The organism is Neobacillus sp. 204, from assembly GCF_046562815.1.
Lineage (GTDB): Bacteria > Bacillota > Bacilli > Bacillales > Cytobacillaceae > Neobacillus.
Map to the genome: position 1 here is coordinate 215,621 of NZ_JBJORY010000009.1, position 13,823 is coordinate 229,443.

The 13,823-nt window shown below is 37.7% G+C and carries 14 protein-coding genes; 4 read left to right on the forward strand and 10 right to left on the reverse strand.

Features of this window, described 5'->3' with window-relative positions; genetic code table 11:
* Positions 1–4: 4 nt before the first annotated feature.
* Positions 5–1,078 carry a M42 family metallopeptidase gene (locus ACJ004_RS19685; protein ID WP_410894834.1) on the reverse strand — a complete coding sequence of 358 codons (1,074 nt, stop codon included), beginning with the start codon at positions 1,076–1,078 and terminating at the stop codon, positions 5–7.
* A gap of 180 nt (positions 1,079–1,258) precedes the next feature.
* On the opposite strand from ACJ004_RS19685, the gene ACJ004_RS19690 reads away from it, so the two are divergent.
* Positions 1,259–1,588 (forward strand): PepSY domain-containing protein, encoded by a 330-nt coding sequence (locus ACJ004_RS19690; RefSeq protein WP_410894835.1) that lies wholly within the window; start codon positions 1,259–1,261, stop codon positions 1,586–1,588.
* Positions 1,589–1,628: 40 nt separating this feature from the next.
* On the opposite strand, the gene ACJ004_RS19695 is transcribed toward ACJ004_RS19690, so the two are convergent.
* A complete protein-coding gene (locus ACJ004_RS19695) occupies positions 1,629–2,471 on the reverse strand; it encodes a YtnP family quorum-quenching lactonase (protein WP_410894836.1) in 843 nt (280 codons plus the stop codon).
* Positions 2,472–2,576: 105 nt separating this feature from the next.
* Positions 2,577–3,218, reverse strand: a complete 642-nt coding sequence (trmB, locus tag ACJ004_RS19700; RefSeq protein WP_410894837.1) for a tRNA (guanosine(46)-N7)-methyltransferase TrmB — start codon at positions 3,216–3,218, stop codon at positions 2,577–2,579.
* A 163-nt stretch (positions 3,219–3,381) separates the two neighbouring features.
* Here trmB and ACJ004_RS19705 point away from each other — a divergent pair, with 163 nt between their 5' ends.
* A complete protein-coding gene (locus ACJ004_RS19705) occupies positions 3,382–3,660 on the forward strand; it encodes a YtzH-like family protein (RefSeq protein ID WP_410894838.1) in 279 nt (92 codons plus the stop codon).
* Here ACJ004_RS19705 and ACJ004_RS19710 read toward each other — a convergent pair whose 3' ends face one another.
* The 4 genes from ACJ004_RS19710 to thpR all read right to left on the reverse strand — a co-directional run bounded on the left by ACJ004_RS19710 (position 3,661) and on the right by thpR (position 8,526).
* Positions 3,661–4,434 carry a phosphotransferase gene (locus ACJ004_RS19710; RefSeq protein WP_410894839.1) on the reverse strand — a complete coding sequence of 258 codons (774 nt, stop codon included), beginning with the start codon at positions 4,432–4,434 and terminating at the stop codon, positions 3,661–3,663.
* A 380-nt stretch (positions 4,435–4,814) separates the two neighbouring features.
* Positions 4,815–6,956: a type I pullulanase gene (gene pulA, locus ACJ004_RS19715; RefSeq protein WP_410894840.1), complete on the reverse strand. Its 2,142-nt coding sequence runs from the start codon at positions 6,954–6,956 to the stop codon at positions 4,815–4,817.
* The gene (locus ACJ004_RS19720) at positions 6,943–7,926 is read right to left on the reverse strand and encodes a diacylglycerol/lipid kinase family protein (RefSeq protein ID WP_410894841.1); all 984 of its coding nucleotides are present in this window, start codon (positions 7,924–7,926) and stop codon (positions 6,943–6,945) included. The genes pulA and ACJ004_RS19720 overlap by 14 nt, the downstream gene beginning before the upstream one ends.
* Positions 7,927–7,947: 21 nt before the next feature.
* The gene (gene thpR / locus ACJ004_RS19725) at positions 7,948–8,526 is read right to left on the reverse strand and encodes an RNA 2',3'-cyclic phosphodiesterase (RefSeq protein ID WP_410894842.1); all 579 of its coding nucleotides are present in this window, start codon (positions 8,524–8,526) and stop codon (positions 7,948–7,950) included.
* A 164-nt stretch (positions 8,527–8,690) separates the two neighbouring features.
* Between thpR and cysK the strand changes: the two genes are divergently transcribed.
* Positions 8,691–9,620, forward strand: a complete 930-nt coding sequence (cysK, locus tag ACJ004_RS19730; protein WP_410894843.1) for a cysteine synthase A — start codon at positions 8,691–8,693, stop codon at positions 9,618–9,620.
* 452 nt (positions 9,621–10,072) lie between these two features.
* Here the strand turns inward: cysK and ACJ004_RS19735 are convergent, their stop codons facing one another.
* The 3 genes from ACJ004_RS19735 to pepV all read right to left on the reverse strand — a co-directional run bounded on the left by ACJ004_RS19735 (position 10,073) and on the right by pepV (position 13,106).
* Complete coding sequence (locus tag ACJ004_RS19735) at positions 10,073–10,483, reverse strand: hypothetical protein (RefSeq protein ID WP_410894844.1); 411 nt, start codon at positions 10,481–10,483, stop codon at positions 10,073–10,075.
* A gap of 305 nt (positions 10,484–10,788) precedes the next feature.
* The gene (dat, locus tag ACJ004_RS19740) at positions 10,789–11,661 is read right to left on the reverse strand and encodes a D-amino-acid transaminase (RefSeq protein WP_410894845.1); all 873 of its coding nucleotides are present in this window, start codon (positions 11,659–11,661) and stop codon (positions 10,789–10,791) included.
* Positions 11,662–11,684: 23 nt separating this feature from the next.
* On the reverse strand, positions 11,685–13,106 hold the full coding sequence (pepV, locus tag ACJ004_RS19745) for a dipeptidase PepV (protein ID WP_410894846.1): 1,422 nt from the start codon (positions 13,104–13,106) through the stop codon (positions 11,685–11,687).
* 454 nt (positions 13,107–13,560) lie between these two features.
* On the opposite strand from pepV, the gene ACJ004_RS19750 reads away from it, so the two are divergent.
* The gene (locus ACJ004_RS19750; RefSeq protein WP_081825309.1) at positions 13,561–13,782 is read left to right on the forward strand and encodes a DeoR family transcriptional regulator; all 222 of its coding nucleotides are present in this window, start codon (positions 13,561–13,563) and stop codon (positions 13,780–13,782) included.
* Positions 13,783–13,823: the final 41 nt, after the last annotated feature.

The window sequence follows — 13,823 nt, forward strand, 5'->3', positions numbered from 1 at the left end:
AATATCAACTGTTAGCCTTAATCGTATCAACCGTTGTTTTGTCACAAGCTTTTACTAGTTTAACAATTAGTTCTTTTGCTGCCGCATAATCATCCACATGAACAATAGAGGCATGGGTATGAATATAACGCGAACAAATACCGATTACTGCACTTGGAATGCCTTCATTAGATTGATGAACCCGACCAGCATCTGTTCCGCCCTGTGAAACAAAATATTGGTATGGAATTTTATTTGTTTCCGCAGTATCCAAGATAAACTCTCTCATCCCGCGATGGGTGACCATGGTCCGGTCAAGGATACGAAGCAATGCCCCTTTCCCCAATTGACCAAATTCATTCTTATCCCCCGTCATATCGTTGGCTGGGCTTGCATCAAGCGCAAAAAAGATATCAGGGTTAATCATATTTGCGGCTGTTTGGGCACCACGTAAACCTACTTCTTCTTGAACCGTAGCCCCTGAATAAAGCGTATTTGGCAATGTTTCGTCTTTTAATTCCTGGAGTAACTCAATGGCTAATCCACAACCGTAGCGATTATCCCAAGCTTTCGCTAATATTTTTTTCGGATTGGCCATTGGCGTAAATGGACAAATTGGCAAGATGGCCTGACCTGGCTTTATCCCTATCCGTTTTGCGTCCTCACGGTTATCCGCACCAATATCAATCAACATATTTTTAATTTCCATTGGTTTATTTCGCTTGGCATCGTCTAATAGATGTGGTGGAATCGAACCAACCACACCAATTACTGGACCATTATTTGTCATTACTTGAACCCGTTGGGCCAGAATTACTTGACTCCACCATCCTCCAAGCGGCTGAAAACGAAGCATACCATTTTCCGTAATAGCTGTCACCATGAAGCCTACTTCATCCATATGACCAGCTACCATTACAGTCGGACCACTTTCAGCTCCTCTTCTCACCCCAAAAATGCTGCCCAGATTATCTTGAACCAATTCATCTGTGTACTGAGATAGTTGTTCCCTCATAAATTTTCTTATTAAATGTTCATTTCCGGGAGCACCGGGAAGTTCTGTTAAGGTTTGAAAAAGCTTTAACGTTTGATCGTTCATTTTTTGAGGCTCCTTTTGGTTTCTCGGGTTATATATGTACATATGTTAATTTTACAGAAGTTTAGTTTCTCTTTCCATCAATTGAATTTAATATATGTAATATTATGTTCCTATCGGCAAATACGATATACTGAGAAGAGAATCCTATCTTTTCCAAATTTATCTTTTGGAGGTCCTGTTATGAATTGGAAGTCGTTTCTCCTCGGTGTAGCGGTCGGTATTATTGGAGGATATGCTGCAAAAGAAATCATTACCTGTAAAACTAATATTTCACCTGAAAAAGTATTAGAACAAGTAAAAAAACAATTTTCTAAGAACGGTCCAATCAATGGATCATGGATACATATGGAAGCAGAGCCATATGAAAAACAGCAAATCAATTACCGTGTCTATAAAGGCGGCATTTCTAAAAACAATAATGGGACCACCGAACAATTTGAATTCATCGCCGATGCTCAAACTGGTACCCTTTTGGACGTTCGGGCGTTGTCCAGCGAACTAGTTTCATAGTATAAATAGCCGTACCTCAATGGTTACGGCTATTATCAGCTTATTTTGCTCTTTTAATACTTTCAATTATTTGTTTTCCTTCTACATCCCATTTCACAGCCCGGTAATAAGCATCATGATAAAAGCTGAACCAAGCGTTTTTATTTAATCCGTATGGCAACCATTTTTCCTTTGCTGCAATCGAGGTCATTGGATAATCATCATAGGCCATCACCCATAATACGGGTTGATGTGCATGCGTTGCCATCAGGTCGGCCATATGAATTAACGTTTCTCCTGCATCCTCTACAATCAGGATAGAATGCCCATCACTATGACCGCCAGTATGAACCATGGTTAACGCCCCAAGGTTCCATTTTTCTTCAAAAGGCATTACTTGCGTCTCAATCGCTTCCCAGTTTTCTTTCCAATATGTATTTTTCGAGCGAATATTGGGGCTACGCATTTCGTCCCATTCTACTTGTGAGGTAATTATTTTAGCATTTGGAAAGGCAGAAACGTATCGTCCATTCACAAGCTTTGTCAGGCCGCCTGCATGGTCAAAATGCAAATGAGTCATCAAGATATAATCGATCTCCTCTGCTTTTAACCCTAGCTTTCCTAATGATTCATCCAGCTCTGATTCTCTCGTAACCCCATAATTTCTTAATTGCTTGTCCGATAATTTTCCTTTGCCAATACCAGTTTCAACTAAGAAATTTTTCCCATCCATTTGAATGAATATCGGATCTGTAGGCAGCTCAATCTGGTTTTTATCATTATGAGGGTATTTTTTCGACCATAAACCTTTCGGAACAACCCCAAACATAGCACCGCCATCTAAATTTGTTACTCCACCAGATAACCACGTTAATGTCACACCGCCAATTTTTACTGTTTCCAACGATTCTTCCCCCTTTTGCACCTTGTACCTTTTCTACATATTAACATTTTCTGACTATTTGAAGAAATAAAAAAGAACAGCTCAATAATGAACTGCCCTGAAAAATTAGTTTTGATATTTCACTTCACAACGATAAATCCGATTTCCTTGTTCTGAGAACTTCTCTTCATACTCCGTCATGATGTTTCCTTCATAACCGCTATTATGAAAATCTAGGCTTACATACTTTAATAATAAACCGTAGGAGGAAAAGCTCATTAAAGAATATTCAAATAGCCCTTGATTGTCGGTTTTAAAATGAATTTCCCCACCATCAACCAAAATTTCTTCATAAATTTTTAAAAAATCTTTGTACGTTAACCGTCTTTTTTCATGACGATATTTTGGCCATGGATCAGAAAAGTTTAGATAGACTTGGTCCACATCATTTTTCGCAAAGTATTTTGGTAAATCAACTGCATTTACATTAAGAAGCCTCAGATTCGGTAAATCGGCATCAATTAAACGTTCCAAAGCTGTAATGATGACACTGTCGTATAATTCTATGCCAATATAATTTATCGACGGATTTGCTCTAGCCATTTCAGTAATAAATTGTCCTTTGCCCGTACCCACTTCAATATGAAGTGGTTGATCCTTTTCAAATACCTCATGCCATTTACCTTTATATTGTTCAGGATTGGCGACGATATATTGAGGATATTGCTCTATTTTTTCCTTTGCCCAAGGTTTATGTCTAACTCTCATTTATTACACTCCTAAAAATAATATTGTTCATTACATATCATGCACCATTTTTCCTTACAGGTTTAACTTTATGGAAATAAGATAATGCATAAACAAAAAAAGAATTCACAACCTAACAGTGTGAATTCTTGTTTTTAAATAACACTTGAGAGGGTGTACATTCATGCCATTAAGTCATGATGACCAAGTAACTTTATTAAAAGATATATTAAACAATCATCAAACAGATTGCTGCGGTTCCGTTGCCGAATGTGAACAATTGGAGCGCTTAGTAAAATCCCTAATGGTAAATACACAGGTTGATCAAAATGTTAAGAATGTCTTACAGGAAGTATATCAATACAGCCAACATGGAGTTGGTACAGATAATTTAGATCAACACATTCTATCTAACCAAGCAAACTTATCAAGCTGGGTAAATGATATTGATCAATTTTCCTAATTACAGAATTTCATCTAGGAACTTTATCCATTTGTTCATTTCTTCCAAGCGATTTTTATTTTTATACCATTGAATTGAAGACAGCGTTTGTATGGTTACATACCATTTCATTCGCAACTTTAGGTCATTGGTCAGCTCTTTGCCGTACATGCTTAACCAATCCTGCCAATTCTCTTTTGGAATATACCAATAAAGGAGCAATCCTAGGTCAATGGCGGGGTCGGCAATCATTGCCCCGTCCCAATCTATCAAGTACAACTGGTTGTCTTCTGCAAGCAGCCAGTTGTTATGGTTAACATCACCATGACAAACTACTTTTTCGTCGCAATAAACATTTAACGCTTCCTTTTTTAAAAAGCTCATAGCCTTTTGCAATTCAGGCAACGAAAGGACCTGCTCATCTAACTCGTTAACCACCGATTGCAAAATAGGCTCAGGATGTATGGGAGAAGTCTCTATCCGGCTTAACATTCCCAGCATTGGCTCTGAGCAATGAATCTTCTTTAGCAGTCTTGCAACGAGTTCTTGATTCATTTCTGACGGCTTTAGTTCTCTGCCTGGAAGCCACTGCTGTGCAGTGATCACGTCTCCACTTTCCAACCTTTTTGTCCAAACAAGTTTCGGGACAATGCCTTCAGCTGATAGTACAGCAAGGAACGGAGACGAATTCCGTTTCAAAAAAAGCCTTTGGTCTTTATATTTTGCATAAAAGGCTTCACCTGTTTTGCCTCCAGCAGGGGTAATTTCCCACTCTTGTCCTAGTATATGATCCAAAATTGCTCACCTTCAATTTATGCCGTTCTAATGGGCTTATTCCCCTAAAAAAGAGGTATAACCTGCGCTGCCGGAAGGTCTTATATTACCACAGTTTCATCAACAGCTTTTATTTTTTTGAAATAAAAAAAAAGCTATTGAAACCATTGCACACAATAGCCATCTTATTGAATTTTATCTCGGATTACCTTTTTTCGTCAAGTACATCTGCTGAAACTATTTTTTTAACAAAAGCTATTTTCGCATAGATTGTTGTTTTACGTATAAGTTCATCAACCTGTATAACTACATGCTTCGTGGCATCTTTTCGTAAGATCTTTTGCGAAAATTGCCTAGAAACTTAAGTTATGACCCTTATAAAACTCCAAAAGCAACAAAGTTTACGAAAAGAGCCTTACCAAAACATTAATAGAGACAGGTTCGATACTCATTTCTTTCCCCTGCAAAATCCGCTTCGCAGAAATCCCCGCATTTTCATGGTCAACTAAGACCGCCCAGTTCCCGTCTGGTACCGTAATTACCTGCTTTTTACTGGTGGTATTGATTAGTAAAATGATTTCATTCTTATTACTTTTCAACCAATACCCCAACAATGGTGAAGCTAACGGCAATTGGCGGATATTGGCACGGATCTCAGCAGAAGTTCTTATTCTGAAACAAGAAAATTCCTTACGTACTTGGATAAGACCTTTAATATAATTTACGTTATCTTTAAAAATAATCTTTCTTTCCCAGTCCAGCTGATTGATTTCATCAGATGAACGGTAACTATTTCCATCGCTCTTTTTTGTTCGAAAAAACTCTTGACCACTGTGAAGAAAAGGGATTCCCTGTGACAACAAAACAATCCCTGTGGCCAGACGATGATATTTCATTCGTAAAGAATCATCTGCCTCAGAGAGACATGCTAGAAGTTTATCCCACATCGTATGATTATCATGACATTCAACATAATTCACTGACTGAGAAGGTTCATTAAAGGTCCCAGACCCCTGTTTCGTAAAACCGATACTGCCAGTGATAACCTCATTTGCTGCCTCAAAGTAATGCTCATTTCCTAAGGCAAAGCCTTTATCAAAGAGATTAAAGGTACTCCCTTTTATAAAATCACGAAATTTATCATTGAATTGAGCAATTTTAGGCATTTTCGCCTGATTACCTATCGTTGCTTTCTGATCGACCGGTAGAGGTGTATTAAGGCTCCAGCCTTCACCAATGATGATTGTTCCGTTTGACAAACTGTCACAGATATTTCTAACCTTGTTCATGGTCTCAACATCCAAGATTCCCATTAAATCAAAGCGAAATCCATCGATATGATATTCTTCCAGCCAATATCGAATCGAATCCACGATAAATTTTCTGACCATTTTGCGTTCTGATGCAATATCATTTCCGACACCAGTACCATTGGAAGGAAGTCCAATCTCGTTATGCCGAAAATAATAACCAGGAACCACCTTTTCAAAAGATGAAGTCTCACGAACATAGACATGATTATATACCACGTCCATGATCACGCGAAGACCAAGACTATGAACTTGATCTATTAACTGCTTTAACTCTGTAATTCTTGAATATGGATTAGTGGGATTCGTTGAATAACTGCCTTCAGGAGCATTAAAATGGAGAGGATTGTATCCCCAATTATATTCGTTATTTCTTTGTAATTCGTCAACACCAGCAAAATCATGGAAGGGCAAGAATTCGATATGGGTAACACCTAAGTCTTTTATATAAGCTAACCCAGTGGGTTCTCCATCGATCCCTTTTGTATTTTGCTCGCCAGCACCGAGATACAAGCCCTTATTCTTTACACCGCTGTTTGGATGAATCGTTAAATCTCTAATATGGGTTTCATAGATGATTGCATCCACGGAATTTTCAATAGAAGGTAAGTTGGGACGCGGTCTTTGTGTTTTTTCGAGTCTCACAATAACTCCAAGTTCTCCATTTACAGTCACAGCTTTTGCATAAGGATCCACCGCCTCGCACCATTCTTGATTCACTAAGATAAGAAAGCTATATTGATAGAGCTCTAAATCACGGTTTACAGCCACGGACCATATACCGTGATCTTCTCGTTTCATTTTTACAATTTCTGAAAAACTACTGTTAGATGGACGTAACTTTAATTTAACCTGAGTGGCAGTAGGTGCCCAAAGCTTAAACCGGGTTAAACCCTCTTGAAAAGTAACTCCTAAATCATTACCGTCATAATAGAATTTCTCGTCAAAGGCCTTGGTTCGAATTACAGCACCAATTTGAAGGTCCGTTTTCCCACCATGCTCATCTATAATCACATATTGTTTTTCAAAGGAATACTCCTTTGATAACTCGCAAATATATTTCATTTTATTATCTATTTGTCTCGTCTCGATGATTTTCAATGGATGTTCTTGAAAATCACTAGTTATCGAAAAGGAGGATGACAATCCGTGATGATAGGAAAGAGGAAGAAGAATCGTAATGATCTTCATCTCATCTAGATAGGCAAAGAAATTTCGGTCAGTAGCAATCATTCGAGTCCCTCTCTTTCATCTCCACTTCTTCCGTAGGTTTTCTTCTCGTTAACACCTTCATAGCGCTTGCTTGAAGATCTATAATGAGTGGTGTAAATCCGACATGCTCCCCATCTGCATGAACAAAAAGCTTTGCCGAAGAATGGATGGTAACATCCCTGCCCGTATAGGTCTTCACTTCTTTAAAATGAATATGCTTCCCCCAAAACACACTAATAAAAACAAGTAACAGTTTCCATCTTGATAATTGGTGGACCACGGTAATGTCAAAAAGACCATCATCCGGCAGAGCCACAGGGGCAATCTTCATACCACCGCCATAATAAGGTTGATTGGAAACCGTTACAAACCATGTTTGTTCAAATATATGCTTTTTCCCGTCAATTGATAAATCAATTGTTGAGGTTTTATAAGTAAATAATTTTTTTAATAAAAAATAAACATAAACCATCCTGCCCATTGAAAGTTTATTTAATAAGGCCTTCATCCGCGATTGATTAACTTCATAAGAAATAATCGCATCAAATCCAGCACCCATGTTGTTAATAAAAAAGTGCTCATTGGAATCAGCCATTGTAATTTTTCCAACATCGATTGGCAAACCTTTTTGTTTGGCCAGACGGAGAATTACTGCTAATGCTTCGACGGGGTTGACAGGAATTTGAAACCCTCTTGAAAAATCATTTCCAGACCCGCCGGCGATAAATCCAAGTGTAATATTATTATCGTTTATTACCCCATTCATCACCTCATGCATCGTTCCATCGCCACCAACAGCAATAATAATCTTTTGCTCAAGATTCTTTTTCGCAATTTGGATTGCAAGGTTCTTAGCATGACCGGGGTATTTGGTAACGAATGCTAAGTACGAAACCTGGGACCCTTTTAATTGATCTTCCACTCTTTCCCATATCTTAAAGCAATGACCGTTGCCAGCTTTAGGATTAATAATAAAGTAAATTTGTTTCATCATACCAACCTTTATATCATTTTATGTTTCTGTGCTTGTTAAAGGATATATTTTTATCGCTTCATACTTCGGAGTTTTGTTAAGGTGTGTTTGGTAAAGCACAACTTCCCCGGCTATAAATGAGAGGGGAGCAGGCTGGAATTCTTCCCAAAGATCCAGAAGTTCGGTTTGAAAAGATTGTTGCCCTATCCACTTTCTAGCGAGTGTTATATGGGGACGAAAGGGTCTGGTTTCCAGTTGAAACCCCGCCTTCGCGCAAGCCGAAAACACCTTTTTTCTGATAGTTTGTAAATGATTGTTTTCCTCAGTATCTGCCCAAAAAACACGAGGGGAATTACCACTACCGAAAAATCCAAGTTTGTTAATTTTCAATGTGAATGCCGTCTCATCGATAAGGACAGCTTTAACGTTTTTATCCGCTTCTATAAGTTTATCAGGTGAGGAACTGCCAAGAAATGCTAAAGTAATATGTAAATCCTGATAATGGACCCAGCGGCTAAATGGGGTCCTTTCTTTTATTTTTTCCATATGCTCTCTCATGACTAACTTCGTTTGTTCTGGAATTCTTATCGCAAAGAAAAAATGGGATTGATGGTCCATTGTTATATTCCTTTCTGTAGATAATACTAGTCTATTTTGCCCTAAATGTATCTATTAGCAAACAGACAATTATCCGATTTTTTTACAATGTGTCAAAATTTATTTATTATTAGAAAGGAATCTAAGTAATCCGTATTTACTTTAGAATGGAAAGGAAGGTCTCCATGAAAGTAGTAAACAATATAGCAGAATTAATCGGAGATACACCACTCGTTAAACTAAATCGCTTAGCACCTAAAGATGGGGCAACAGTCTATTTAAAATTGGAGTACTTTAATCCAAGTAAAAGCGTGAAAGACCGGGCAGCTTTTAATATGATCATTGAGGCAGAAAAGGCAGGAAAATTAATACCTGGTTCAACTATAATTGAGCCGACAAGTGGAAATACAGGGATTGGCCTTGCCATGAATGCGGCGGCTCGGGGATACCAATCAATTATCGTCATGCCGGATACAATGACACAAGAACGAATCAGTATTTTAAGGGCATACGGTGCGGAGGTTGTCCTCACCCCAGGGGATGAAAAAATGCCAGGAGCCATAAAAAAGGCACTTGAATTATCTAATGAGATTCCAAACAGTTTCGTCCCCATGCAATTTGAAAATCATGCGAACTCAGATGCACACCGATTAACTACCGCTGTTGAAATCATCGAAGCGATGAAAGAAATAGGTAAGCCGCTTACAGCTTTTGTTGCCACCGCTGGTACGGGGGGAACGATTACCGGTACAGGTGAAACATTAAAAGCACATTATGAAAATTTAACCGTCCATGTGGTTGAACCAAAAGGCTCTCCTGTTTTGTCAGGCGGGAAACCTGGTAAGCACAAGCTTGTTGGGACCAGTCCAGGATTTATTCCAGCTATTCTCAATCAGAGTGTCTATGATGAAATCCATCAAATCAATGATGAAGATGCCTATGATATTACGCGACGATTAGCAACTGAAGAAGGAATTCTGGTCGGACCATCCTCAGGAGGGGCTTGCTTCGCTGCATTAGAGGTTGCCAAACGATTAACTCCGGACGATGTTGTTCTTTGTATTGCCTGCGATACAGGGGAACGGTACCTTTCGAGCGACTTATTTCAGTTTTAAGATAGGCTCTTTTCGTAAACTTTGTTGCTTTTAGAGTTTTATAAGGGGCATTTACTAAGTTCCTGGGCAATTTCCGCAAATGTTCTTACGAAAAGATGCCACGAAGCATATAGTTTTACGGTTTGATGAACTTATACGAAAAACAACAATCTATGCGAAAATTGCCTAAGATAATAAGACGTGAACATTTGTCTTATATTAGGTTAGATAAGTTTAAAAGTTAATATTAAAAGGATCATACATTTTAGATATATCTAATACGTATGATCCTTAATATTTTGTTTAACTATCTCACCTTTTGTTGAACAAGCACCTTTTCATCTTTATCATAAACTCTTCGTCCTTCACAATAACCTTAACGCTAAATCAGAAACTTACATCAGCATCATGATACAAATTTTGTATTTTACACCAAATATTTACTATCCTTACAAAACGTCTGGTCATGTTCTTTATGGAATAACGCGAGGAGGTTTGACTGTTTCCTCTTCAAGTACATGGATTCCTCCGAATACTTCATAAGCAGCACCAATTGACGCTAGAAAATCTCCTGTGATAGCTACTTTTTGTTCTTGCAGAAGTTTTATTTTATCTGTTTCATTTATTTGCCTTGATACAGAAATGGCCTCTAATATTTGACCAATCGTCTTAATCCAAACGCCAGTTAATATTTGTTGTTCACCAATTGAACTTGTATTATTCTCAATATGCAAAAGCCCTGATAAACCTTTAATTTCAATAATCTGACCTATTACTTGGATCCACAGTCCCAATTCAACCTCCCTTTCAAGTTCTAAAACTTTTTTACTTTTTTTATTGCTGAAATCTTGTCTGTTATTGCTTTTATTTTTTGGGTGTTCCATTATTATCAACCCCAGAACTAAACTTTTGCTTTATTTTATATGAATCAAATGCTATTTTGTTGACCCTCTTTGTGGTCAAATTTAAATATTGTTTTCTCACCCGTATTGGTTTATTGCACAATATTAGTCAAATGTGACATAAAAAAGAGATGAATTTTCATCTCTCTTTCCACAAAACTGCCCATTTTCAACCATTATTTATTTAATCATTTATTTAAATAAAAAAGGATAATTAGTCTCCATAAAAGACTAACTATCCTATGAATTATTATCTTAATTTAACTTTTGTGTTCACGTCTTTATTTCTAATTTAGGATTTTGTCTTGAAGTGCTCCGCATTGTTTTTCAATTTCTTGCTCAAACCATTCCTGCAGTCTTTTGGTGACAGGACCTGGCAATCCATCTCCTACCTTCTTCCCATCGACTTCAATAATTGGCATTACCTCTGCAGTAGTACTTGATAAAAATACTTCATCAGCATCCATAAATTCATCAAGGGTAAATGTCCGTTCCTCAACAGGAATACTATTCCTTTCACATACCTGCAAAATAACATCTTTTGTAATTCCTTTTAAAATCAAGTTATCCGACTGATGTGTGATAATCATTCCATTTTTAACAATAAAGATATTCGATGAACTTCCTTCTGTCACATCCTGGCCGCGATGTTGGATTGCCTCAAAGCAGCCAACTTCTGCCGCTTTTTGTTTTGCTAACAAATTGCCAAGTAAATTTAAACTTTTTATGTCACAACGAAGCCAGCGAATATCTTCTGTAACAATTGTTTTAACACCTATTTTCAAATTTTCTAACGGTCTAGCAGCTTCCTTAGTATAGGCTACTAGACTTGGACTCACATTTTCCGAGGGAAAAGCATGATTACGAGGTGTCACTCCTCTTGTAATTTGCATATAAATTGTACCTAACTGAAGATTATTTTTCGCAATAAGATCTTCAAGCAATTTCGTTAAATGATCCATTGTGTATGGTAGTGTGATTCCGATACTATCTAAGCTTTTTACAAAACGATTCAGATGTTCGGTTACTGTGAACATTTTTCCGTTGTAGACACGGATCACCTCGTAGACCCCATCCCCAAATTGATAGCCACGGTCTTCTATATCAACCTTTGCTTCTGAACGCTCAATTATTTTTCCATTCAAGATTGCAAATTTCATTCTCCCATATCTCCTTTTATCTTTTATTCATTCATCGCTAATTCAAAAATTGCTTGTGCGTAAATGGCTGTTGCTTTGAGTAAATCTTCAATGTACATATATTCATCCTTTTGATGGGCGATATCTGGTCTGCCTGGAAATAGGGGACCAAATGCTACCCCGGCTTTTAGGGAACGAGCGTAAGTCCCTCCTCCAATTGCAATTAACTCCGCTTTTTCTCCGGTTTGTTCTTCATAAACTTTTTTCAATGTTTGAATTAGGAACTCATTTTCTTCGACATGATGTGGTTTTGAGTCTGAAAAATTCTCTATCGTGAATCCCTCATCACGCAAGAGATCATCCAGTTTTGCTTTCGTAGATTCCATTTTGTTTGTGACTGGGTACCTGCAGGTCATTCCAAGGCTTCCACCAGACTCATCCGAGTAAGAAAGTTTTCCAAGGTTGATCGTTAAGTCGCCGGAAATATTATCTGAATAGGCGATACCTAAGTTTTTTCCTCTTGAATCATTAAAGAAATAGCGGGAGACGAAATGGAAATAATGAGCGGCCTTTTCATCCAGGTCTTGCTTAGAAAGAAACTCTGCTAAAAATATTCCTGCATTTTTCCCATTTTTCGGTTCCATCCCATGAGCTGAGACACCTTTTACCTCGAAAATTAATTCTCCATTTACGATTTTGTGACCATGTTCCAATTCATAGTCGTTCATAAAATTCGAAAACTGCTTAACTATTTCATCCGGCTTACTTTTAACCAGAATAGTTGCTGTAGCAAAATCAGGAACCATGTTGTATCTTTTTCCCGAAATAAAACTTACAACTTTGGCAGTTGACTCGGCTGCTTCCTGATTAGATACTTTCTGAACCATATCAAAATCAGCTATCCCTTTTTCTGCATTAATAATAGGAAAATCCGCATCAGGAGCAAATCCTAAAGTTGGCATTTCTTCATGCTTAAAATAATGTTCAACACAACGCCAATTACTTTCTTCGTCCGTCCCGATAATCATTCGTACACGCTTTTTAAGTGGTAAACCAAGTTCCTTTACAATTTTCATTGCATAATAGGCCGCCATGGTCGGTCCTTTGTCATCTAAAGCACCGCGAGCAAAAATCTTCCCTTCACGAATTTCCGCCCCAAAAGGGTCACTAGACCAGCCATCACCTTCTGGAACAACATCTACATGACAAAGAATTCCAAGCAATTCTTTTCCCGCACCGAGCTCGAGATGTCCTGCCAGATTCCCTACATTTTTCGAGATAAAGCCATCCTTCTCACCAAGGTTTAGCATGAAATCCAACGCCTCTTTTACCCCTTTTCCCAGCGGCGCTTCAGCAGATGTTTTCTCTTCATCTAAAAGACTTCTTATATGTAAAAGCTCCTGTGTGTCCTTGATTAAAGACTCTTTTCTTTTCTCAACTTCACTCATCCAATCAATACTTGTCAATTCTGCATCCCCCCTATAGTTGATGAAATCACTTCTATAGTAACAATATCATTTTTCCAAATCTGTTATCAATTTTGCTTAAAAAAACATTATTTTTTTCTCATGTTAAAATAAATTTAATGATTTAACTAAAAATTCAAATAATTTGTCATAATCCATACATTATAACCCATAACCTATAGTAAGAGTACTGTAAGGGAGGGCAAATATCCGAACAATTTATGTAAATTTTTGAAGATTATTTTGTAAAATAAAGTATATTGGTGGAAATTTTCAGATTTTGTGGTTACAATAAGGGTAGATGGAAGACATCTACGTATCCACAATAACCTTCCATGAAAAGGAGTTGTCTGCGCGGAAAAGAAAACTACATATTCTTGAAGAGGAATCTTCAAACAGGCTGTCGGTAGCAGGATATTGCCATAGGTTTGAAAAAAGGATAGGGAGTGGTTCTTTGAAACCTTCGACTAACCGGATGTTAAACCGCATCAAATGTATCTACATGTTTATTCGCAATAACGGAACTGTCACAACGCAGGAACTTGTAGAGGAATTTGGTATCACTCCTCGCACCATACAACGAGATTTAAATGTCTTAGCCTATAATGACTTGGTAATAAGCCCAAGCCGCGGAAAATGGACGACTACACAAAAGAGAGTAAAAATGTCTTCATAACACAAAATTAATTACACATGATAGCATAAAAAAGCACACGA